Consider the following 22,123-nt stretch of genomic DNA (forward strand, 5'->3'; position numbering starts at 1 on the left):
CTAAAGAAATTGTGTCAACAAATAGGACTGAGCACCAGTCTGAAAACCTGAAAACTACTGGACTCTCAAGTGAACATAAAGCTGAAGGTGTTACGACTGAAAAAGTAAGTGAACAGTCTGCTAAAGATGAAACTGTATCTCTAAAGGAAAATGCGGATGGTCGTGATGCTACAGTTAAACCTCAAGCAGAGCAACCTTTAGTTTCAGCGGCTAATAATCAAGCAATTCCCTCAGAAGAAGGTAAAGCTGAAGTCGAAAACAAAACAAAAGAAACGAACAAGCCTGAGGATAGCAATAAACTTGAAGAAACAAATAAGACTGAGGTAACGGATAAATCTAAAGATAAAAATAAATCTGAGAATAAGAAGAAATCTGAAGAAACAAATAAAGCAGAATCACAAGATCGTTCTATTTCAAAAGATAAGCAAGAATTCAAATCTGCTACGAATGAAGTAGTTGATAAGTTAATTGAAGATAGAAACATTTCCTTCAACCAGAATTGGCACTTTAAACTAAATGCCAATGCAAAGGAAGCTGTAAAACCAGACGCAGATATTTCTTCATGGAAAAAAATGGATCTTCCTCATGACTGGAGTATTCATTTTGATTTTGACCATGATTCACCAGCTCAAAACGAAGGCGGTCAATTGAATGGTGGAGATGGCTGGTATCGGAAAACCTTTAAGTTAGATGAAAAGGACTTGAATAAAGATGTTCGTGTAACCTTTGATGGTGTTTACATGGATTCACAAGTATTCGTCAATGGCCAACTAGTTGGTCACTATCCAAATGGTTACAATCAATTTTCATATGACATTAGTAACTATCTCCATAAAGATGGGCGAGAAAATGTCATTTCTGTTCATGCAGTTAATAAGCAACCAAGTAGTAGATGGTATTCAGGAAGTGGTATCTATCGAGACGTATCATTGCAGGTAACAGACAAGATTCATGTTGAAAAGAATGGGACAACTATTCTAACTCCAAAACTAGAAAGTCAACAAGGAGGAAAAGTTGAAACCCAAGTAAGCAGTAAAATTGTTAATACAGATAATAAAGACCATGAAATTGTAGCAGAGTATCAAATTTTTGAACGAGGTGGTAAGGCAGTTACAGAACTTGTTCGAACTGAGAGTAAAACTCTAAAAGCTAAGGAAACCATTCATTTGGATTCAGCATTAGAGGTTGAAAAACCAAAATTGTGGACAGTGTCATCTGACAAACCTGCTTTATATGAGATGGTAACTCGTGTTTACAAAGATGGTCAGCTTGTAGATGCAAAGAAAGATTTATTTGGTTATCGCTACTATAACTGGACTCCAGACCAAGGGTTCTCTTTAAATGGTGAACACATCAAGTTCCACGGTGTTTCATTGCACCATGATCATGGAGCGCTAGGAGCAGAAGAAAACTATAAGGCAGAATATCGTCGTCTGAAACAAATGAAGGAAATGGGAGTGAATTCGATTCGTACGACTCACAACCCAGCAAGTCCTCAGACCTTGCAGATTGCAGCTGAGCTCGGTTTGCTTGTTCAAGAAGAAGCTTTTGATACTTGGTATGGAGGTAAGAAACCATACGACTATGGTCGTTTCTTTGAAAAAGATGCTACCCACCCTGAAGCAAGAAAAGGTGAAAAATGGTCCGACTACGATCTTCGAACAATGGTAGAAAGAGATAAAAACAATCCTGCTGTTGTTATGTGGTCTATTGGTAATGAAATCGGTGAAGCAGATGGGAAAGCCCATTCTCTTGCAACTGTCAAACGCTTGGTGAAAGTGATTAAATCTGTCGATAATACACGTTATGTAACCATGGGAGCTGATAAATTCCGGTTCGGAGATGGAACTGGAGATCATGAAAAGATTGCAGATGAACTGGATGCAGTTGGATTGAATTACTCTGAAGAAAATTATCAAACTCTTCATGCAAAACATCCGAAATGGCTGATTTATGGTTCAGAAACGTCTTCAGCAACTCGTACAAGGGGAAGTTATTTCCATCCAGAGAGTGAGTGGGTAGGAAGTAATCAATACTGGCGTAATTACGAACAATCAGATTATGGTAATGATCGTGTTGGTTGGGGTAAAACTGCTACAGCATCATGGACTTTCGATAGAGATCATCCAGGATATGCTGGACAATTCATTTGGACAGGTACGGATTATATTGGAGAACCAACTCCATGGCACAATCAAAATAGTACACCTGTAAAAAGCTCTTACTTTGGTATTGTAGACACCGCAGGGATTCCAAAAAATGACTATTATCTCTACCAAAGTCAGTGGGTTTCTGCTAAGAAAAAACCAATGGTTCATTTACTTCCTCACTGGAACTGGGAAAAGACTGAATTGGCAGACAATGTTGCAGATGCTGAAAATCGAATCCCGGTTAGAGCCTATTCCAATGCTGCTAGTGTTGAGTTGTTCTTAAATAATGAGTCACTAGGTCTTAAAAAATTTAACAAAAAACAAACCAGTGATGGTCGTACATACCAAGAAGGTGAAAATCCTCAAGAGCTATACTTGGAGTGGAAAGTAGCTTATAAACCAGGAACTTTAGAAGCAGTTGCTCGAGATGAGTCTGGTAAGGAAATTGCTCGAGATAAGATAGTGACTGCTGGTGAGCCTGCTGGTGTTCGTCTGGTTAAGGAAGAGAACGCTATCGCTGCAGATGGAAAAGATTTGACTTATATCTATTATGAAATTGTAGATAGTAAGGGCAATGTTGTGCCAACTGCTAACAATCTAGTTCACTTCCAACTTCATGGACAAGGTCAACTGGTTGGTGTGGATAATGGTGAGCAAGCTAGTCGTGAACGTTATAAAGAACAAGCAGATGGTTCTTGGATTCGTAGAGCCTTTAATGGTAAAGGGGTAGCGATTGTTAAATCGACTGATCAAGCAGGTAAATTTACCCTTACAGCTTATTCGGGATTGTTGAAATCAGATCAAGTTACGATTTTTACAGGTAAGTCAGACCAGTCAGAAAAGACTGTTTTAGGCACAGAAATACCAAAAGTACGTACAGTTTTAGGACAAAAACTTAAAATGCCTCAGACAGTGCCATTTGTATATAGTGATGGTAGTCGTGAAAAACGTCCTGTAACCTGGTCTCAAGCAGATGTCAGTCAAGCTGGAATTGTAACTGTAAAAGGTATGTCTGATGGACGTGAAGTTGAGGCTCGTGTTGAAGTACTTACAGTTGCGAATGAACTTCCAGCTGTTAAACGCATCACACCTGGAACAGACTTGAGTTCTGTGGATAAACTTGTTTCACTTGTTTCAACAGATGGTCGTATTCACAATTATGAAGTTGAAAATTGGGAAATTTCACCAGAAGATAAAGAGAAGTTATCTACTCCGGGGGCACATATTCAGATGACTAGCCAATTAGGAGATAGAACCATCCACGCTACTTTGATAGTTGATGATGGTAAGGAATTGTCTCAAGTTACACCAACTATAGCAGTAGGTGGTGAAAGTGTTACGGAACTTTCAAAAGAGCATCCTGTACATTATCACAAACTTTCTTATGGTGCAAAAATTCCAGAAGTCAGTGCTAGTGCTGAAAATGCCGATGTGAACGTGATTCAGGCAAATGAATCCAATGGAATGCGTGCTAGTATCTACATTCAGCCTAAAGATGGGGGACAGTTACAAACCTATGCTGTTCAGTTCCTTGTTGATTCTCCACAAATTGAAAGCTTGAGTCTCAGAGTGGATCAAGCATCTAGCCTCAAAGAAGATCAAACTGTTAAAGTGACAGTTTTAGCCCGTTATCAGGATGGAACTGAAGCTATTTTACCAACTGATAAGGTGACTTTCTCAAGCCAAGGTGAGGGAGGAGTCTCTGTTAATAAGGGAATGCTAGAGTTGCATAAACCGGGTAGTCTCACTTTACAAGCTCAATATGAAGGTGCAAAAGGAGAACTTCCTCTAACGATCGCAGCAAATACTGAAGATAAAGTTGTTCAGGCCATTCGCCCAGTTAGCCTTGTGACAGATTTGCACCAAACACCAAATCTTCCATCTACAGTAACAGTTGAGTACAATAAAGGATTTCCAAAAGTTCATAAGGTAGTTTGGGATTCGATTCCATCTGAAAAATTAAATCAATATCATACTTTTGAAGTACTTGGTAAGGTTGAAGGATTGAATCAAGAAGCGCGTGCGACAGTATCAGTAGAAGGAATTGTAAAAGTTGAAGATGTGAGCATCACAACACCAATTTCTGAGGCACCAACCTTGCCAGAAAGTGTCCGAACTTATTATTCAAATGGCCAAGTATCTTCAGCTAAGGTGGCTTGGGACACTATTGATGCAAGCCAGTATGCAAAAGAAGGAATCTTTACTGTAACAGGCCATGTGGAAGGAACACAGCTGACAACGAAATTACATGTTCGTGTATCCAATCAAACAGAAATTGGCAATAATATTTCAGATCAATGGACAGGTTCAGAATTACCACTTGCCTTTGCATCAGATTCTCATTCTTATGACCCAGTATCTAATGTAAATGATAAAGTGATTTCTTACGGTGATCAGCCTGCAAATCGTTGGTCAAACTGGAAACGTTCTGAAGAAGCTTCAGTAGGGGTACTCTTTGGAGATTCAGGTATTTTGACAAAACGCTCGGTCGATAACTTGAATGTGGCCTTTTATGAAGATAGTGGTGTCGGTGCTCCAAAATCTTACGTCATTGAGTATTATGTTGGTGAAAAAGCTCCAACTGCACCGAAGAATCCTGGTTATGTAGAGGGTGCAAATCACGTATTTAATGACAGTAAAAATTGGAAACCAGTTACAAATCTTAAGGCTCCAGATCAGTTAAAAGCTGGAGAAATGAATCATTTCAGTTTTGATAAGGTGGATACCTACGCGGTACGTATTCGTATGACAAGAGCTGATGATAAACTTGGAACATCAATTACAGAATTACAAGTTTTCTCTAAAAAGGTAGCACCAGCTAAAGAGGCAACTACTAACATTAAGGTGGCTGGAAAAGATCTTCCTCACTTTAATCCAGACTTAACAGATTACTATTTAGACTATAGTGATGGAAAAATTCCAGAAGTAACAGCTAGTATCACAAATAATGGACTTGCTACAGTGGTTCCTAGTGTGAAAGAGGGCGATCCTGTCCGTGTTATTGTGAAAGCAGAAAATGGCGATATTCTTGGAGAATACAACCTTCACTTTACAAAAGATAAAGATTTGTTGGCTCGTAAACCAATTGCTGCTGCAAAACAGTCTCAATTGTTGCAGTTAGGTCAACCTTTGGAGTTGCCAAATAAGGTTCCAGTTTATTTCGCAGGTAAGAGCGGTTATGACGTAAAAGATTTGGCAGTTGAATGGGAAAAAGTCCCTGCTTCTACCTTAAACAAAGCTGGGGAATATACAATTAAAGGACATGTAGTTGGTAGTGAAGTCCCAGTAGAATTATCTGTTCGAGTAACGGACAAGGTCGGTAGATCTCTTTCTGATAATCCAGATTATCTTGCTACTCATAGTCAGGCTTTTGCTTCAGCTACTAATGATTTGGATGATAATTCGAACGACCGTGTAGACTATTTAAATGATAATGACCGAAATCAAGACAACCGTTGGACAAACTGGTCAGCTAATCCATCCGCTAATCCAGAAGTATCAGTTGGTGTTATCTTTAAAAAGAATGGTAAAATTGTGGATAGAAAGGTTTCACAAGCTAAACTAAACTTCTTTGCAGATAGTGGAACAGATGCCCCAGCTAAACTCGTATTGGAACGATACATCGGTCCTGACTTTGATGTTCCGGTTTACTATTCAAACTACAGCTACGAATCAAATCACCCATTTAATAACCCTGATAATTGGGAACTTGTTCCTTATTACGCAGACAAAGAAATTCAAGCTGGAGACGAGATCAATGTGACATTTAAACCTGTGACTACCAAAGCTATGAGATGGCGCATGGATAGAAAAGCAGATAAAAATGGAGTTGCTTTAACTGAATTAAGTTTCCAAGCACCAAGTGAGCTTGCAAAAGAGAGCACAGAGGGAAGAATTTTAGTAGATGGTAAAGAGCTTCCTGACTTCTCTGAAAATCGTTTGGACTATGAATTGATTTATAAAGGGGAACGTCCAAAAATCACTGTAGAAGGGAAAGATCAAGTCACATCTACAATTGTGGATAGTGGAAATGAAAATCTTCCTGTATTAGTCCGTCTGGTATCAGAGAGTGGTAAGAATGTCAAAGAATACCGGATTAAATTGACTAAGGAAAAAGTGATAGACGCAAAACTTGTAGCTCCTGCTCGATATGATTTGCCTAGTCTTGAAGTGGTAGACAAAGAATTAAACTTCCAAACTCTTGAACAAAAAGACGATACTCTGTTTGAGGGAGAAGTCCGCCTATTGCAAGAAGGTAGAGTTGGTAAGGAACGTATCTATACAGAAGTAACGACTGATGGCAAACATGAGGAAAAATCACGTGAGATTCTGGAAGAACCTGTAAATAGAATTCTGTTGGTAGGTACTAAGAAGAAATCAAGTAACATTGAGACACCGGCGGGTGGACATCAAGACAATGGTAGCAGCCAACCTACGGAACAAAAACCAGGAGCAAATCCTAATCCAAATATTGTCATTCCAAATCCATCAAATAATGGTGTGATAAGTAACAGTTCAGATTTTAAAAATAATCTATCAGTTACTCCGAACGTTGTGATACAAGCTCCTACTCAGGAAAGCAAAAAACCTGGATGGAACAAGGAAGATGGTAAATGGTATTATCGTCAACAAAATGGGGACTTGGCTAAGGGTTGGGTCAAAGATGGAGATACTTGGTATTACTTTGATCAAACAGGAAAAATGGAAACTGGCTGGATTAAAGATCAATCAGGTGCATGGTATTACTTGAATCAATCAGGTGCAATGTCATCTAATGAGTGGATTTTGGATCAAGATGGTAAGTGGTATTATGTTGATGCATCAGGTTCGATGAAGACAAGTCAATGGTTCCAAGTTGGAGACAAATGGTATTATGTTGATGCAAATGGATCCCTTGCTGTCAATACAGTAACTCCGGATGGTTATCAAGTAAATGAAAACGGTGAGTGGATCGGATAAGATTGATTTGAGGAATGTAACTCTCTCATAAGATTTATTCTGTGCAGTGTTTCCAAGCGAGACAAGAGAAGTCTCGCTTGGAAACGCTCTGCTCAAACGATTTTTAAAGAAGAAAAAAGGATTTACCCAAGTCAAAAGGGTTAAATCCTTTATTTTTTATGTCTCATATAAGATTCAGCTAGAGGGCCATCAATTCAACAATCATCTCGATATACATGACAAGGGTTAATAAGAATCCTGCACGCCAGAAGAATTTGATGAATTTAGGATAGTAAAAGCTGCGTTTTTTCAAAAGGAAGAAAAAAACGAGAATAATGGCTAGGAGTGAGAGGGCTAGGCCTAGTCTAGGGAGGAAATTATGGGTAAAGGTTTTAGCTGTAATAAGGTAATATTCAAATACCAAGACTGGAAAAGCCAAATCCGCAAAGTTTCGTCCTAGTTTTTTTAATCTAAAAAGTTTGGTTATGATAATGCAGACTACTAAGGTCAGTATCAATAATAAAATAGATGCTAATTTCATTAAAATCATATCCATATTGTATCATAAAAAGTCGCTAAAGGAAATGAGAAACAGAGGAATTTATAGGAAAGTCAGGCTTTTGAGATTGTGGGTGTTTTTTGTTATAATGAAAGTTATGAAATCTTATAATACCTTGAATGATTATTATCGAAAACTCTTTGGAGAAAAGACCTTTAAAGTCCCTATTGATGCGGGATTTGACTGTCCCAATCGTGATGGGACTGTGGCTCATGGAGGCTGTACTTTTTGTACGGTTTCAGGTTCTGGAGATGCTATCGTAGCACCGGATGCACCTATCCGTGAGCAATTTTATAAGGAAATTGACTTTATGCACCGTAAGTGGCCAGAGGTTCAGAAGTATCTGGTTTATTTTCAAAATTTTACCAACACCCATGAAAAGGTTGATGTTATTCGAGAGCGCTATGAGCAGGCTATCAACGAGCCAGGTGTAGTAGGAATCAATATTGGAACGCGCCCAGACTGTTTACCAGACGAAACCATCGAGTATTTGGCTGAGTTGTCGGAACGCATGCATGTGACGGTTGAATTGGGCTTGCAGACTACTTATGAAACAACCTCTGATCTGATTAACCGTGCCCATTCCTATGAATTGTACGTGGAAACGGTCAAGCGTTTGAGAAAGTATCCAAAAATTGAGATTGTTTCTCATTTGATCAATGGACTTCCTGGTGAAACCCATGAGATGATGATTGAGAATGTCCGTCGCTGTGTTACGGATAACGATATTCAAGGGATTAAACTGCATTTGCTCCATCTTATGACAAATACACGTATGCAACGAGATTACCACGAAGGACGCTTGCAGTTGATGAGTCAGGATGAATATGTCAAGATCATCTGTGACCAACTGGAAATCATTCCCAAACATATCGTTATCCATCGAATTACAGGAGATGCACCTAGAGATATGCTGATTGGGCCTATGTGGAGCCTCAATAAATGGGAAGTTCTCAACAGTATTGAGATGGAGATGCGACGTCGCGGAAGTGTTCAAGGATGCAAGGCTGTAAAACAGGAGTTTGAAAATGAAAAGACCACTTGAGATGGCACATGATTTTTTGGCTGAGGTTGTAACTCAGGATGATATCGTAGTGGATGCGACTATGGGAAATGGTCATGACACGCTTTTTTTAGCCAAACTAGCCAAGAAAGTTTATGCCTTTGATATTCAGGAGCAAGCCTTGGAAAAGACCCAAGAGCGTTTGGACCAGGCTGGCCTGACAAATGCCCAGTTAACCTTGCAAGGTCATGAGACACTGGACCAGTTTGTGACAGAAGCCAAGGCAGGGATTTTTAATCTGGGCTATTTGCCATCAGCCGATAAGTCAGTCATTACCCAACCACAGACGACTATTGAAGCATTAGAAAAGCTGTGTCATTTGCTTGTCAAAGGGGGAAGGATTGCTATCATGATTTACTATGGTCATGAAGGAGGCGACCTCGAGAGGGATGCTGTCTTGGATTTTGTTAGCCAGTTGAACCAACAAGAGTATACAGCTGCTATTTACCGAACTTTAAACCAAGTCAACAACCCACCATTTTTAGTAATGATTGAAAAATTAGAGAGATATAGACATGGATAAACAATACCTACGTGAAAAGCTGGATGCCATGCGCCAGAATTTTGTTGAATCAACCCACCACGAACGAGCGGTGGGGGTGTTAGATCAAGCGCATATGAGCAAAAAAATGCTTAAAATCAAGAAAAAATTAGTTGCTCTTGAAATGGAACGGTGCCAGAGAAAAATTGAGCACAAAGACTGTTCCAAGATTGACCAAAAAATTAAAGAGCAGAAGGAGATATTTGAATCCTGTTGTAAAAAAGATTAAGGAGGTCGTGCGTGGAATTACTGATTTACCTCATCCTATTTTTACTGGTTTTGATTGTCTCAAGTACAACCAATAAGCTCCTGCCCTTTTTGCCTCTCCCTTTGGTGCAAATTCTTTTGGGAATTGTGATTGGTCTCTTTTTACCCAATACCGACTTTCACCTCAATACAGAGTTGTTTTTGGCATTGGTTATCGGGCCCTTGCTTTTCCGAGAGTCGGAAGAAGCGGATATTACGGCTATTTTAAAACACTGGCGAATCATTGTTTACCTCATATTTCCAGTGATTTTCATCTCGACCCTGAGTTTGGGTGGCTTGGCCCATCTGCTTTGGCTCAGTCTTCCCTTGGCGGCTTGCTTGGCTGTTGGGGCAGCCCTTGGCCCTACGGATTTGGTGGCTTTTGCCTCTCTTTCGGAGCGCTTTAGCTTTCCTAAGCGTGTGTCCAATATTCTTAAGGGTGAAGGACTCTTGAATGATGCTTCTGGCTTGGTTGCCTTTCAGGTAGCTTTGACAGCTTGGACAACTGGAGTCTTTTCCCTTAGGCAAGCTAGTAGTTCGCTCATCTTTTCAATTCTAGGCGGTTTTTTGATTGGCTTTTTAACAGCCATGACCAACCGTTTCCTCCATAGCTTCTTGCTAAGTGTGAGAGCAACAGATATTGCTAGTGAGCTCCTTCTGGAATTGAGTTTGCCCTTGGTAACCTTCTTCCTGGCAGAAGAAGTCCACGTTTCAGGGATTATTGCCGTTGTAGTTGCTGGGATTTTAAAGGCAAGCCGTTTTAAGAAAATTACGCTCCTCGAAGCCCAAGTGGATACGGTGACCGAGACGGTCTGGCATACAGTGAACTTTATGCTCAACGGTTCTGTCTTTGTGATTTTAGGGATGGAGTTGGAAATGATAGCAGAGCCTATCTTGACCAATCCAATCTATAATCCCTTACTTTTATTGGTATCTCTTATAGCCCTTACCTTTGTCCTCTTTGCTATTCGTTTTGTCATGATTTATGGCTATTATGCTTATAGGACCCGACGACTTAAGAAAAAACTGAATAAGTATATGAAGGACATGCTTCTTTTGACCTTTTCAGGTGTCAAGGGAACGGTGTCAATTGCTACGATTCTTTTGATACCAAGTAATCTAGAGCAGGAGTATCCTCTCTTACTTTTCCTTGTCGCAGGTGTGACGCTTGTAAGCTTTTTAACAGGCCTCGTGGTCTTGCCTCATCTTTCTGATGAACAGGAAGAAAGCAAGGATTATCTCATGCATATCGGCATTTTGAATGAAGTAACGCTAGAGTTGGAAAAAGAGTTGGAAGGCACCAGAAATAAACTTCCCCTCTATGCGGCTATTGACAATTACCATGGACGTATTGAAAATCTCATCCTGAGTCAAGAAAATAAGGGGGCTCAAGAAGACTGGGAGGCTTTAAAACTTCTCATCCTCAGTATTGAAAGTGATGGTTTAGAACAGGCTTACGAAGAAGGCAAGATGAGTGAGCGTGCTTATCGGGTTTACCAACGTTATTTGAAAAACATGGAACAAAGTATCAATCGCAAGTTTGCTTCACGATTGACCTATTATTTCCTTGTTTCCTTGCGAATTTTACGTTTTCTCCTTCATGAAGTCTTTACCTTAGGTAAGACCTTTCGCAGTTGGAAAAATGAAGAATCACAGAAACTCAGAGCCCTTGACTATGACCAAATTGCAGAGCTCTATCTAGAAAATACAGAGATGATTATCGAAAGTTTGGAGAATCTAAAAGGGGTTTACAAGAGTTCTTTAATCAGTTTCATGCAGGATTCTCGTCTCCGTGAAACAGCTATTATCACTAGTGGTGCCTTTGTTGAACGGGTTATCAATCGCGTTAAGCCCAACAATATCGATGAAATGCTGAGAGGCTATTATCTGGAGCGCAAGTTGATTTTCGAATACGAAGAAAAACGATTGATTACGACCAAGTATGCCAAAAAATTACGACAAAATGTGAATAACTTAGAGAACTATTCTCTGAAGGAAGCTGCCAATACCCTGCCTTATGATATGGTGGAATTGGTAAGAAGAAATTAGTTAATACTCTTCGAAAATCAAATTCAAACCACGTCAGCTTTATCTGCAACCTCAAAGCAGTGCTTTGAGCAACCTGCGGCTAGCTTTCTAGTTTGCTTTTTGATTTTCATTGAATATAAGATTGTAAGTGAAGGAGTGTGACATGAAGAAGTGGTGGAAAGAGCTGATAGATAAGCCTTTATTAAAAGCTTTTTTGCATTATTATCAAGCATCAGATAGTGAGTTGACCAGTGTCGCAGTAGCCTACTATTGGTTGATTTCGATTTTTCCACTTCTTTTGGTGGTGGTTAATATCCTCCCTTATTTTCGGATTCCAGTTTCTAATTTTTTAAAGGTTGTCAATGAATTCTTGCCGGAAACCATGTATGATGTGGTGGCAAAGATTATCACAGAAGTGCTGACCCAACCGTCAACGGGCTTATTGAGTTTTGCGGTTTTGTCAGCCCTCTGGACCTTTTCAAAATCCATGAATTTCCTACAGAAAGCCTTTAATAAAGCTTACGGAGTAGCAAAAAATCGTGGAATGATTTCCCATCAGCTTATGAGTTTGTTTGTCAGTTTTGGTTTGCAGATTCTCTTTGCTTTAGCTCTGTTTTTGAGTGTCTTTGGCCGTATGCTCCTCAACCTTGTCAAAAGCTATTGGAAATCGGATAGTCCTCTCTTTGATTATCTGCAAGACCTAACAGGCCCTTTGGTCTATGCCTTGATTTTTGCCATCCTGGTCATGCTCTACTATTTCCTACCCAATGTTAAGGTGCGACGGATTCGCTATGTGTTGCCAGGTAGTGTCTTTGTCTTGTTGACTCTGGTCTTACTGCTCAATATCTTTTCAGTCTATATTAACAATTATGTCAATCACCTAGTGGACGTGCGTTTTTTCAGTTCCGTCGTCGTGGTGGTCATGATGTTCTGGTTTATTCTCATCGCTAAGATTTTGATTGTCGGCGCGGTGATCAATGCCAGTGTCCAGAGCTTGAAAGATCCGAGCTTTAGAATAAATTAACTTCATTTTTTATCCATTACAAAACGCATACTATCAGGCTTTATAAAACCTTGATAATATGCGCTTTTTGATTGTGAAAATTAGTAGATAAACATGGCATCGCCAAAACTGAAGAAGCGGTAGTGTTCTTGGATGGCATGGTGGTAGGCATCTAAGACTAATTCACGGCCTGCAAAGGCAGAAACCAACATAACCAGAGTTGATTTTGGTAAGTGGAAGTTGGTTGAGAAGGCATCCACAACCTTCCATTCATAGCCAGGTTTGATAAAGATATTGGTCCAGCCAGAATCTGCTTGGATTTGCCCATCAAACTTGGAACCAATAGTTTCCAAGGTGCGGATAGAAGTAGTTCCGACAGCGATGACGCGACCACCATTTTCCTTAACAGAGCGAAGGATGGCAGCAGCTTCCTCAGAAAGTTGGTAGAATTCTGAGTGCATTTCGTGTTCGTCCAGATTGTCAACTGAAACGGGTCTAAAGGTTCCGAGTCCGACATGAAGCGTCAGATAGACTAGATGAACACCCTTAGCTTGGATTTCTGCCAGCAGTTCTTTGGTGAAGTGAAGACCAGCAGTAGGTGCTGCAGCAGAGCCACTTTCCTTGGCATAAACGGTTTGATAGCGTTCACGGTCATCCAGTTTTTCGTGGATATAAGGCGGTAGCGGCATTTCTCCCAGACTTTCCAAAACTTCTAGGAAAATTCCTTGGTATTCAAAGCGGACAATGCGGCCCCCGTGAGTCAATTCTTCCGTAACAACAGCGCTGAGACGGCCATCACCAAAGCTAACGCGAGTGCCGACCTTGAGGCGTTTGGCAGGTTTTGCCAGAACTTCCCACTCGTCTCCAGCAGTATTTTTGAGCAGGAGAAGTTCCACATGGCCTCCTGTCTCCTCTTTTTGACCATAGAGGCGGGCAGGGAGGACGCGGGTGTCGTTCATAACGAGGGCATCACCAGGTTCCAGCATATCAATAATAGAGTGGAAGTGTTTATCCTGCATTTCTCCCGTCTCACGGTTGACGATGAGGAGTTTAGAGGCGTCCCGTTTTTCAAGAGGCGTTTGGGCAATCAATTCCTCAGGCAAGTGGAAATCAAAATCAGCTGTATTCATATATCTGTTCATTCTTTCTAAGTTCTAATCTTATCCATTATAACATGTTTCAAGTATAGTCGCTCTTTTTTTAGAAATTAAATCGTTTTCACTTGACAAAAATTGGTCTATACCATATAATAAATATAGATTGAAACGGAGGATGAAAAGATGAAAGTTATTAAAGTTGAAAACCAAATCGAAGGTGGAAAAGTTGCTTTTGAGATTTTGAAGGAAAAATTAGCCAATGGAGCTCAAACCCTAGGACTTGCGACAGGAAGTAGCCCACTTGAATTTTACAAGGAAATTGTTGAGAGTGATCTTGATTTTTCAAATCTAACCAGTGTCAACCTTGATGAGTATGTAGGGCTTGATGGAGACAATCCACAGTCTTACCGTTACTTCATGCAAGAAAACTTGTTTAACCAAAAACCATTTAAAGAAAGTTTCTTGCCTCGTGGGGTTAAGGACAATGCTGAAGCTGAAGTTGAACGCTACAACCAAATTTTGGCTGACCATCCAGTTGACCTCCAAATCTTGGGAATCGGTCGCAATGGACATATCGGATTTAATGAACCTGGTACTCCATTTGACAGTCAAACGCATCTAGTAGAACTTGACCAGTCTACTATTGAAGCCAATGCTCGCTTCTTTGACAAGATTGAAGACGTTCCAACTCAAGCCATTTCAATGGGAATTAAAAATATCTTGGATGCCAAGTCAATCCTTCTCTTTGCTTACGGTGAGTCGAAAGCAGAAGCCATTGCCGGAACAGTGTCTGGCCCAGTGACTGAGAATCTCCCAGCAAGTAGCCTAAAAAACCACCCAGATGTGACGATTATTGCAGATGCTGAAGCGCTCAGCTTACTCGAAAAATAAAAAAGCAACACCCTTCAGTTCTTCTATTGAATGCTTTCAAGACTTGTATAATTGTATAAATAGAAGAAAAAGTCAAAAATAACTCGCATTTTTTCTTGACAATTATTCCTTTTACGTGTAGAATAGAATAGATCTTGAACTTGAAGGGAGTGAAAAAAATGTCTAAAACAGTAGTACGTAAGAATGAATCTCTTGACGACGCACTTCGTCGTTTCAAACGTGCGGTTACTAAAGCTGGTACTCTTCAAGAAACACGCAAACGTGAATTCTATGAAAAACCTTCTGTAAAACGTAAACGTAAATCAGAAGCAGCTCGTAAACGTAAAAAATTCTAATTAGAAATGAAAGGCTGGAGAAATCTAGTCCTTTTTCTTTTAATACTCTTCGAAAATCAAATTCAAACCACGTCAACGTCGCCTTGCCGTACTCAAGTACAGCCTGCGGCTAGTTTCCTAGTTTGCTCTTTGATTTTCATTGAGTATAAATAAATACTTCAAAGACTGCAAAAATCTCAAATATCCTCCTACAATTTGATATAATAGAGAGAAGAACTCATTTGAAGGAGGAAATGATGTCGGTTTTAGTAAAAGAAGTGATTGAAAAGCTTAGACTAGACATTGTCTATGGCGAACCAGAATTACTTGAAAAGGAAATTAATACTGCGGACATTACGCGACCTGGTCTTGAAATGACAGGCTATTTTGACTACTACACGCCAGAGCGAATCCAACTCTTGGGAATGAAGGAGTGGTCCTATCTCGTTTCGATGTCCTCTCACAACCGTTACCAAGTCTTGAAAAAAATGTTTCTACCTGAGACACCTGCGGTCATTGTTGCCCGTGGTTTGGTTGTTCCAGAGGAAATGTTAAAAGCAGCTAGAGAATGTAAGATTGCCATTTTAACCAGTCGTACAGCAACTAGTCGTTTATCTGGAGAGTTATCTAGTTATCTGGATTCTCGTTTGGCAGAACGGACCAGTGTGCACGGTGTATTGATGGATATCTATGGTATGGGTGTCTTGATTCAGGGTGATAGTGGCATCGGTAAGAGTGAGACAGGTCTAGAGCTTGTCAAACGTGGTCACCGCTTGGTAGCTGATGACCGGGTTGATATCTTTGCCAAGGATGAGATTACTCTTTGGGGTGAACCGGCTGAGATCTTGAGACACCTGATTGAAATTCGTGGGGTTGGGATTATCGATGTCATGAGCCTCTACGGTGCGAGTGCTGTCAAGGATTCTTCACAAGTTCAGCTGGCTGTTTACTTGGAAAATTACGATACACATAAGACGTTTGATCGTCTTGGAAACAATGCAGAGGAAATAGAAATTTCTGGCGTAGCCATTCCTCGTATTCGTATTCCAGTTAAAACAGGTCGTAATATCTCTGTCGTGATTGAGGCTGCTGCCATGAATTATCGTGCCAAGGAAATGGGCTTTGATGCGACGCGTTTGTTCGAAGAACGCTTGACAAATCTTATTGCTCAAAACGAGGTGCCTAATGCTTGATCCAATTGCTATTCATCTAGGCCCTCTAGCCATTCGTTGGTATGCCTTGTGTATTGTGACAGGCTTAATTCTTGCGGTTTATTTGACCATGAAAGAAGCGCCTAGAAAGAAGATCATACCAGACGATATTTTAGATTTTATCTTGATAGCCTTTCCCTTGGCTATTTTAGGAGCTCGTCTCTACTATGTCATTTTCCGTTTTGATTACTATAGTCAGAACTTGGGAGAAATTTTTGCCATTTGGAATGGTGGTTTGGCCATTTACGGTGGTTTGATAACTGGGGCTATTGTGCTCTATATCTTTGCTGATCGTAAACTTATCAATACTTGGGATTTTCTAGATATTGCGGCGCCTAGCGTCATGATTGCCCAAAGTTTGGGGCGATGGGGAAATTTCTTTAACCAAGAAGCTTATGGTGCAGCGGTGGATAATCTGAATTATCTACCTGCCTTTATCCGTGACCAGATGTATATTGATGGGAGCTACCGTCAACCGACCTTCCTTTATGAGTCCCTATGGAATCTGCTTGGATTTGCCTTGATTCTGATCTTTAGACGAAAATGGAAGAGTCTCAGACGAGGTCATATCACGGCCTTTTACTTGATTTGGTATGGTTTCGGTCGTATGGTTATTGAAGGCATGCGAACAGATAGTCTCATGTTCTTTGGTCTTCGAGTGTCTCAATGGCTATCAGTTGTCCTTATCGGTCTTGGTATTTTTATCATTCTATATCAAAATCGAAAGAAGGCCCCTTACTATATTACAGAGGAGGAAAACTAAATGTTAGAAGTTGCATATATTCTTGTTGCCCTAGCTTTGATTATCTTTTTAGTCTATCTAATCATTACTGTACAAAAGCTTGGACGTGTTATCGATGAAACAGAGAAGACGATTAAAACCTTGACTTCAGATGTGGATGTGACCTTGCATCACACCAATGAATTGCTGGCTAAGGTCAATGTCCTGGCAGATGATATCAATGTCAAGGTAGCAACGATTGATCCACTCTTTAGTGCTGTTGCAGATTTATCTCTATCTGTTTCAGATCTCAATGACCATGCGCGTGTTTTGAGCAAGAAAGCTTCATCAGCTGGTTCAAAAACCATTAAGACTGGTGCAAGTTTGTCAGCTCTTCGTCTTGCAAGTAAATTATTCAAAAAATAAAAAAGGAGAATCCTTATGGGTAAACTATCCTCAATCCTTTTAGGAACCGTTTCAGGTGCAGCTCTTGCCTTGTTTTTAACAAGCAACAAGGGCAAACAAGTTTGCAGTCAAGCTCAAGATTTTCTAGATGATTTGATAGAAGATCCTGAGTATGCCAAGGAGCAAGTCTGTGAAAAACTGACAGAGGTTAAGGAACAGGCTACAGATTTTGTTCTGAAAACCAAAGAACAGGTTGAGTCAGGGGAAATCACTGTGGACAGTGTACTTGCTCAAGCAAAATCATGTGCCCGTCAAGCGACAGAAGCATCAAAAAATCAATTCAATAATCTCAAGGAACAATGGCAAGAAAAAGCCGAAACTCTTGATGAATCAGAAGAGATTGTTATTGACATAACAGAAGAATAAACCATCACCATCTCTGGACGGACTATGTTTCTGGGGATGGTGATTTTTTTCTCGTAGCCTGTCTTTGTGGTATAATAAGTACTATGCAGAAAAAACCAACGTCAGCCTATGTGCACATCCCATTTTGTACCCAGATTTGTTATTATTGTGACTTTTCAAAAGTTTTTATCAAGAATCAGCCAGTTGATAGCTATTTGGAACATCTCTTAGAAGAGTTTCAATCTTATGATATTCAAAAGTTGCGAACCCTCTATATCGGTGGTGGCACACCGACAGCCTTGTCAGCTTCGCAACTGGAGGTGTTATTGAAGGGCTTGACTAAAAACTTGGACTTGTCTGCCTTAGAAGAGTTGACCATTGAAGCCAATCCAGGCGACTTGGATGCGGATAAGATAGCCGTTTTGAAGAACTCGGCTGTCAATCGTGTTTCGCTTGGCGTGCAGACCTTTGACGACAAGATGCTGAAAAAGATTGGGCGCAGTCATTTGGAGAAGGATATTTATGAAAATATCGACCGCCTGAAACTGGTTGGTTTTGACAATATCTCCATCGATTTGATTTATGCCCTGCCAGGTCAGACAATGGAGCAAGTAAAGGAGAATGTAGCTAAGGCCATTGGGCTGGATATTCCCCATATGAGTTTGTATAGCTTGATTTTGGAAAACCATACGGTCTTTATGAACCGTATGAGACGAGGGAAATTACCTCTGCCTAAGGAAGAACTTGAAGCTGAGATGTTTGAGTACATCATTGCAGAGCTGGAGCGAGCTGGTTTTGAGCATTATGAAATTTCCAATTTCTCAAAGCCTGGTTTTGAAAGTCGCCACAATCTCATGTACTGGGACAATGCTGAGTATTATGGTATCGGAGCGGGTGCTTCAGGTTATGTGGACGGAGTGCGCTATAAAAATCATGGTCCCATTCGTCATTATCTGAGTGCGGTTGAGGAAGGCAATGCACGGATCACAGAAGAACACCTGAGTCAAAAAGAGCAAATGGAAGAAGAAATGTTCTTGGGGCTTCGTAAGAAATCAGGGGTTTCCATGGCGAGATTTGAGGAAAAATTTGGGCGGTCTTTCGATGGACTTTATGGAGAAATTGTCAGAGACTTGGTTCAACAAGGTCTCATGCAAATAGAGGGTGACCGAGTTCGCATGACCAAAAGAGGTCTCTTTTTAGGAGACACCGTAGCAGAACGATTTATTTTGGAGTAGGATGATGGGCTTAACTTATCAAATGAAAATGAAAATTCCTTTTGATATGGCTGATATGAACGGTCATATCAAGATTCCCGATGTGATTTTACTGTCCCTGCAAGTTTCAGGGATGCAGTCGATTGAACTGGGTGTTAGTGATAAGGCTATTTTAGAAAACTATAATCTGGTCTGGATTATCACAGACTATGATATTGAGGTAGCTCGTTTGCCTCGTTTTGCGGAAGAAATCACCATCGAAACGGAAGCCTTGAGCTACAATAGACTCTTTTGCTACCGTCGCTTTACCATTTATGATGAAGTAGGGCAGGAGCTCATCCATATGATGGCGACCTTTGTTCTCATGGATCGAGACAGTCGAAAAGTTCATGCAGTAGAACCTGAGATTGTGGCTCCTTACCAGTCTGAGTTTGATAAAAAATTGATTCGCGGGCCAAAGTATGAGTCCTTGGAAGAGTCAATCAGTAAGGATTACCATGTCCGTTTTTACGACTTGGATATGAATGGTCATGTTAATAACAGTAAGTATCTGGACTGGATTTTTGAGGTCATGGGTGCGGACTTTTTGACCCAATATATCCCCAAGAAAATCAATCTCAAGTATGTCAAGGAAGTTCGACCAGGTGGGCTTATTACATCGGCTGTTGAACGGACTGGACTGGAAAGCAAGCATGAGATTACAAGCGACGGTGCTACCAATGCCCAAGCAATCATCACTTGGCAAGAAATTAAAAAAGATTAGGGAAAAATATGAAATATAAAGGCTATTTAATTGATTTAGACGGAACCATTTATAAGGGGAAAGACCGAATCCCAGCAGGTGAGGCTTTTGTCCATGAATTGCAAAAGCGGGACATTCCCTATCTCTTTGTAACCAATAATACAACCCGCACTCCTGAGAGTGTTCAGGAGATGTTGGCTCAGAATTTTAACATCGATACGCCCCTATCGACTGTCTACACAGCGACTTTGGCGACTATCGACTATATGAACGACTTGGGGCTTGAAAAGACCGTCTATGTCATCGGAGAAGCAGGGCTTAAGGAAGCCATCAAGGCGGCTGGTTATGTGGAAGACAAGGATAATCCTGCCTATGTGGTAGTAGGCCTGGACTGGCAAGTTGACTATGAAAAATTTGCCATAGCAACTCTAGCTATTCAAAAAGGTGCCCACTTTATCGGAACCAATCCTGACCTCAACATCCCGACAGAGCGCGGTCTTTTGCCTGGTGCTGGTTCACTGATTACCCTTCTTGAAGTGGCAACACGAGTGAAGCCTGTTTATATTGGGAAACCAAATGCCATCATTATGGACAAGGCGGTTGAGCACTTAGGTTTGGAACGTGAAGAATTAATCATGGTTGGGGACAATTATTTGACTGATATTCGAGCTGGGATTGACAATGGCATTCCAACTCTCTTGGTGACAACAGGTTTTACCAAGGCAGAAGAAGTGGCAGACCTGCCAATCGCACCGACTCATGTGGTTTCTAGCCTTGCGGAGTGGAACTTTGATGAAAACTAAACTGACCTTTTGGAGCTCTATGCTCTTTCTCCTCTCCTTCTCAATTCTTTTGACCATTTATTTGGCTTGGATTTTTTATCCTTTGGAGATTGAGTGGCTGAACTTGACGGATCGAGTTTATCTAAAACCAGAAACCATTCAATATAACTTTCATATCTTGATGGATTACCTGACCAATCCTTTTAGTCAGGTCTTGCAGATGCCAGATTTTCGTTCGTCAGCAGCTGGTCTGCACCATTTTGCGGTGGTCAAGAACCTCTTTCACCTAGTTCAGCTAGTAGCTCTAGTGACACTGCCAAGTTTCTATGTCTTTGTCAAAGGGATTGTGAAAAAGGGCTTTTTATCTCTATTTAGTAAAGGGCTTTTGGCTCTAGTAGTCTTACCTGTGATGATTGGGCTTGGGGGAGTTTTGATTGGTTTTGACCAATTCTTTACCCTTTTCCATCAAATTCTCTTTGTGGGAGATGATACCTGGCTTTTTGACCCAGCCAAGGATCCAGTTATTTTAATTTTACCAGAGACCTTCTTCCTACATGCCTTCCTCCTCTTTTTTGCCCTCTATGAAAGCTTCTTTGGCTATCTTTATCTGAAAAGTCGTGGGAAGTAAAATTTTGGATGAAGCTTCATCATTAAAAACAGCCGAAATAGCCACAGTTGTTTCCTAACTGTGGCTATTTCGGCTGTTTTCTAATTTCTTCCCTGTTTATCGGGTCTGCCTCTACCTGCCAGTAGCAACTCAGCCCAGAGTTTATGGCCAATCAATTCCAGTTTTATTGAGCATTTTGACTTGTTGATAGAAGATGTCTCTAAATTGAGAAATAGTTTGGTCCAGGAAAAGACCATTCAGACTGTCCAGATAGGCTAAAATCTGACTTGCCAGTTTTATTCCCTCCTTCTTATCTTGTCTGAGCAAATTATAACATTCTTGCATTTTAATGATAAAAAATGCTTCTTGCAATACTACTTTTAGGGGATGTAATTCCTTAATTCTATATACATCAATTTTGTCCACTAAATTTTGGGCAAGTTGGTAATGCCCATTTCGAGAATAGGTTCGGATGATGTCTGAGAGTGTCAATATAAGCTCTCGTTTTTGTTTGAAATCAACAAATGTTTCTTCTAGCAAAGCAAGAGCTGTTTTTGCAATTTGTTGAAGTGTTTCTGTAGGAAAGTCAAAATATTCAACTAAAAGTGCAAATAAGGTGTAATCCTTTGGAAGCCAGTAGTTTAGATGAAATAAGGCAGTCTTAGCCCGATTGAGGATAGTCCAATCTTCTTTCAACAAATTCTCCCTATTTCTAAACATGCCTAAAGATTGGATATAGGCATGATCAGTGCAATAGGTATCAGATTCTAATATTTGAATCAATTCTAGAATCTTAGTTTGTGTTGTGAGCCCAGTTTTTATAGCTTCGGGAAGTGAAGGATCCTGATACTGATCACGCATAAACAACATTATAACATCATGGGCATCATGGATTTTGAGATTTTCTAGGATTTTGAAGTAGGTGTCAACCTTGACGGTTGTGATGCCTTTTTCAAATTTACTGAGGTTGTTGGGACTAATAGCAGTACCAGCGGCTTCTTTTAGAGTAAAGCCTCTCTCCTCTCGGATTTGTTTGATAACTGAACCAAAGTTTATTTCCATTTTACTAATCTCCTTGTGATTTTACTTTATTATACACTATTTCAACTAGATAAGAAAAAAACAACAAAAAGATACGATATTGAGAAGTTTTGTAAGGGATTTCGGCAAAAAACTATTTTTTTCGTCGTTTTTCTTCACTAGTAG

18 protein-coding genes and 2 pseudogenes are annotated in these 22,123 nt (G+C 40.3%); 17 read left to right on the plus strand and 3 right to left on the minus strand.

Translation table 11 applies throughout. From position 1 onward, the window contains the following. Positions 1 to 11: 11 nt before the first annotated feature. Both bgaA and TZ91_RS10825 read left to right on the plus strand, forming a co-directional pair. A pseudogene (bgaA, locus tag TZ91_RS01940) lies at positions 12 to 6,548 on the plus strand (LPXTG-anchored adhesin/beta-galactosidase BgaA); the annotation flags it as partial. A 252-nt stretch (positions 6,549 to 6,800) separates the two neighbouring features. After that, positions 6,801 to 7,109: pseudogene (locus TZ91_RS10825) on the plus strand (hypothetical protein); the annotation flags it as partial. A 178-nt stretch (positions 7,110 to 7,287) separates the two neighbouring features. Here TZ91_RS10825 and TZ91_RS01945 read toward each other — a convergent pair. Further along, positions 7,288 to 7,644, minus strand: coding sequence for a DUF3397 family protein (locus TZ91_RS01945; RefSeq protein ID WP_033686793.1), 357 nt, complete (start codon positions 7,642 to 7,644; stop codon positions 7,288 to 7,290). Between the two features lie 91 nt (positions 7,645 to 7,735). Between TZ91_RS01945 and mnmL the strand changes: the two genes are divergently transcribed. The 5 genes from mnmL (at position 7,736) to TZ91_RS01970 (ending at position 12,549) form a co-directional block, all read left to right on the plus strand. Then, positions 7,736 to 8,692 (plus strand): tRNA modification radical SAM protein MnmL/YtqA, encoded by a 957-nt coding sequence (gene mnmL, locus TZ91_RS01950; RefSeq protein ID WP_033686792.1) that lies wholly within the window; start codon positions 7,736 to 7,738, stop codon positions 8,690 to 8,692. Continuing rightward, positions 8,676 to 9,233, plus strand: a complete 558-nt coding sequence (gene mnmM / locus TZ91_RS01955) for a tRNA 5-(aminomethyl)-2-thiouridylate-methyltransferase MnmM (protein ID WP_033686791.1) — start codon at positions 8,676 to 8,678, stop codon at positions 9,231 to 9,233. The genes mnmL and mnmM overlap by 17 nt, the downstream gene beginning before the upstream one ends. Then, positions 9,226 to 9,480 carry a hypothetical protein gene (locus TZ91_RS01960; protein ID WP_000361085.1) on the plus strand — a complete coding sequence of 85 codons (255 nt, stop codon included), beginning with the start codon at positions 9,226 to 9,228 and terminating at the stop codon, positions 9,478 to 9,480. The genes mnmM and TZ91_RS01960 overlap by 8 nt, the downstream gene beginning before the upstream one ends. An 11-nt stretch (positions 9,481 to 9,491) precedes the next feature. Continuing rightward, a complete protein-coding gene (locus TZ91_RS01965) occupies positions 9,492 to 11,546 on the plus strand; it encodes a cation:proton antiporter (protein WP_033686790.1) in 2,055 nt (684 codons plus the stop codon). Positions 11,547 to 11,688: 142 nt separating this feature from the next. Further along, a complete protein-coding gene (locus tag TZ91_RS01970; protein ID WP_033686789.1) occupies positions 11,689 to 12,549 on the plus strand; it encodes a YihY/virulence factor BrkB family protein in 861 nt (286 codons plus the stop codon). An 80-nt stretch (positions 12,550 to 12,629) separates the two neighbouring features. Here TZ91_RS01970 and queA read toward each other — a convergent pair whose 3' ends face one another. After that, positions 12,630 to 13,658 (minus strand): tRNA preQ1(34) S-adenosylmethionine ribosyltransferase-isomerase QueA, encoded by a 1,029-nt coding sequence (queA, locus tag TZ91_RS01975; RefSeq protein WP_033686788.1) that lies wholly within the window; start codon positions 13,656 to 13,658, stop codon positions 12,630 to 12,632. 150 nt (positions 13,659 to 13,808) lie between these two features. Here queA and TZ91_RS01980 point away from each other — a divergent pair, with 150 nt between their 5' ends. The 10 genes from TZ91_RS01980 (at position 13,809) to TZ91_RS02025 (ending at position 20,938) form a co-directional block, all read left to right on the plus strand. Next, positions 13,809 to 14,516 carry a glucosamine-6-phosphate deaminase gene (locus TZ91_RS01980; protein ID WP_033686786.1) on the plus strand — a complete coding sequence of 236 codons (708 nt, stop codon included), beginning with the start codon at positions 13,809 to 13,811 and terminating at the stop codon, positions 14,514 to 14,516. Positions 14,517 to 14,674: 158 nt separating this feature from the next. Beyond that, complete coding sequence (gene rpsU, locus TZ91_RS01985; RefSeq protein WP_000048054.1) at positions 14,675 to 14,851, plus strand: 30S ribosomal protein S21; 177 nt, start codon at positions 14,675 to 14,677, stop codon at positions 14,849 to 14,851. Between the two features lie 236 nt (positions 14,852 to 15,087). Then, complete coding sequence (gene hprK, locus TZ91_RS01990) at positions 15,088 to 16,023, plus strand: HPr(Ser) kinase/phosphatase (protein WP_000115155.1); 936 nt, start codon at positions 15,088 to 15,090, stop codon at positions 16,021 to 16,023. Continuing rightward, positions 16,016 to 16,804: a prolipoprotein diacylglyceryl transferase gene (lgt, locus tag TZ91_RS01995; protein WP_033686785.1), complete on the plus strand. Its 789-nt coding sequence runs from the start codon at positions 16,016 to 16,018 to the stop codon at positions 16,802 to 16,804. Before hprK ends, lgt begins: the two co-directional genes overlap by 8 nt. Beyond that, positions 16,805 to 17,188 carry a DUF948 domain-containing protein gene (locus TZ91_RS02000; protein ID WP_045597010.1) on the plus strand — a complete coding sequence of 128 codons (384 nt, stop codon included), beginning with the start codon at positions 16,805 to 16,807 and terminating at the stop codon, positions 17,186 to 17,188. A gap of 15 nt (positions 17,189 to 17,203) precedes the next feature. Beyond that, positions 17,204 to 17,593, plus strand: a complete 390-nt coding sequence (locus tag TZ91_RS02005; RefSeq protein WP_033686783.1) for a YtxH domain-containing protein — start codon at positions 17,204 to 17,206, stop codon at positions 17,591 to 17,593. An 83-nt stretch (positions 17,594 to 17,676) separates the two neighbouring features. After that, a complete protein-coding gene (gene hemW, locus TZ91_RS02010; RefSeq protein WP_033686782.1) occupies positions 17,677 to 18,807 on the plus strand; it encodes a radical SAM family heme chaperone HemW in 1,131 nt (376 codons plus the stop codon). A 4-nt stretch (positions 18,808 to 18,811) separates the two neighbouring features. Next, complete coding sequence (locus tag TZ91_RS02015; RefSeq protein ID WP_045597200.1) at positions 18,812 to 19,549, plus strand: acyl-[acyl-carrier-protein] thioesterase; 738 nt, start codon at positions 18,812 to 18,814, stop codon at positions 19,547 to 19,549. An 8-nt stretch (positions 19,550 to 19,557) separates the two neighbouring features. Next, complete coding sequence (locus TZ91_RS02020; protein WP_023946294.1) at positions 19,558 to 20,331, plus strand: TIGR01457 family HAD-type hydrolase; 774 nt, start codon at positions 19,558 to 19,560, stop codon at positions 20,329 to 20,331. Next, positions 20,321 to 20,938 carry a TIGR01906 family membrane protein gene (locus TZ91_RS02025; RefSeq protein WP_023946296.1) on the plus strand — a complete coding sequence of 206 codons (618 nt, stop codon included), beginning with the start codon at positions 20,321 to 20,323 and terminating at the stop codon, positions 20,936 to 20,938. The genes TZ91_RS02020 and TZ91_RS02025 overlap by 11 nt, the downstream gene beginning before the upstream one ends. Before the next feature lie 141 nt (positions 20,939 to 21,079). Here TZ91_RS02025 and TZ91_RS10525 read toward each other — a convergent pair whose 3' ends face one another. Beyond that, complete coding sequence (locus TZ91_RS10525) at positions 21,080 to 21,979, minus strand: helix-turn-helix domain-containing protein (protein WP_033686781.1); 900 nt, start codon at positions 21,977 to 21,979, stop codon at positions 21,080 to 21,082. Positions 21,980 to 22,123 lie beyond the last annotated feature (144 nt).

The organism is Streptococcus mitis, assembly GCF_000960025.1.
Classification (GTDB): domain Bacteria; phylum Bacillota; class Bacilli; order Lactobacillales; family Streptococcaceae; genus Streptococcus; species Streptococcus mitis_DH.

Bases quoted from the DNA above. Each gene is read 5' to 3' on its own strand.
- TZ91_RS01945 (WP_033686793.1), bottom strand. From the start codon at position 7,644: ATGGATATGATTTTAATGAAATTAGCATCTATTTTATTATTGATACTG.
- mnmL (WP_033686792.1), top strand. From the start codon at position 7,736: ATGAAAGTTATGAAATCTTATAATACCTTGAATGATTATTATCGAAAA.
- mnmM (WP_033686791.1), top strand. From the start codon at position 8,676: ATGAAAAGACCACTTGAGATGGCACATGATTTTTTGGCTGAGGTTGTA.
- TZ91_RS01960 (WP_000361085.1), top strand. From the start codon at position 9,226: ATGGATAAACAATACCTACGTGAAAAGCTGGATGCCATGCGCCAGAAT.
- TZ91_RS01970 (WP_033686789.1), top strand. From the start codon at position 11,689: ATGAAGAAGTGGTGGAAAGAGCTGATAGATAAGCCTTTATTAAAAGCT.
- queA (WP_033686788.1), bottom strand. From the start codon at position 13,658: ATGAATACAGCTGATTTTGATTTCCACTTGCCTGAGGAATTGATTGCC.
- TZ91_RS01980 (WP_033686786.1), top strand. From the start codon at position 13,809: ATGAAAGTTATTAAAGTTGAAAACCAAATCGAAGGTGGAAAAGTTGCT.
- rpsU (WP_000048054.1), top strand. From the start codon at position 14,675: ATGTCTAAAACAGTAGTACGTAAGAATGAATCTCTTGACGACGCACTT.
- hprK (WP_000115155.1), top strand. From the start codon at position 15,088: ATGTCGGTTTTAGTAAAAGAAGTGATTGAAAAGCTTAGACTAGACATT.
- lgt (WP_033686785.1), top strand. From the start codon at position 16,016: ATGCTTGATCCAATTGCTATTCATCTAGGCCCTCTAGCCATTCGTTGG.
- TZ91_RS02000 (WP_045597010.1), top strand. From the start codon at position 16,805: ATGTTAGAAGTTGCATATATTCTTGTTGCCCTAGCTTTGATTATCTTT.
- TZ91_RS02005 (WP_033686783.1), top strand. From the start codon at position 17,204: ATGGGTAAACTATCCTCAATCCTTTTAGGAACCGTTTCAGGTGCAGCT.
- hemW (WP_033686782.1), top strand. From the start codon at position 17,677: ATGCAGAAAAAACCAACGTCAGCCTATGTGCACATCCCATTTTGTACC.
- TZ91_RS02015 (WP_045597200.1), top strand. From the start codon at position 18,812: ATGGGCTTAACTTATCAAATGAAAATGAAAATTCCTTTTGATATGGCT.
- TZ91_RS02020 (WP_023946294.1), top strand. From the start codon at position 19,558: ATGAAATATAAAGGCTATTTAATTGATTTAGACGGAACCATTTATAAG.
- TZ91_RS02025 (WP_023946296.1), top strand. From the start codon at position 20,321: ATGAAAACTAAACTGACCTTTTGGAGCTCTATGCTCTTTCTCCTCTCC.
- TZ91_RS10525 (WP_033686781.1), bottom strand. From the start codon at position 21,979: ATGGAAATAAACTTTGGTTCAGTTATCAAACAAATCCGAGAGGAGAGA.